The 309-nt window shown below is 49.5% G+C and carries 1 protein-coding gene; it reads left to right on the plus strand.

Going from position 1 to position 309, the window contains the following annotated elements; translation table 11 throughout:
* The coding region (locus tag GJU43_RS23015; RefSeq protein ID WP_229655124.1) for a hypothetical protein at nucleotides 1-309 on the plus strand (309 nt) is incomplete at both ends.

Here is a 309-nt window from a genome sequence, read left to right on the forward strand (position 1 = left end):
TTAACGGCTGCACAGGCACAATTCCCAATCGCAACCGATACCTGCGACGGTGATGTTTCGAATACTGTAAAAACAAGCGGCGCTTTTGTTCCGTCTGAGACTTGTGCCAACGCAGGAACCTATACCAATACCTGGATCGTAAAAGACGATTGTGGAAATAGCTCTGATACTTTCACCCAAGTGATTACTATCGAAGATACTACCGCGCCAACCTGGACCACTGCGGCAGGTGCTTTAAACGTAACGGTGCAATGCAGCGATGCTGAGGCTTTGGCTGCTGCACAGGCACAATTCCCAATCGCAACCGAT

The organism is Flavobacterium sp. LC2016-23, assembly GCF_009674775.1.
GTDB lineage: Bacteria > Bacteroidota > Bacteroidia > Flavobacteriales > Flavobacteriaceae > Flavobacterium.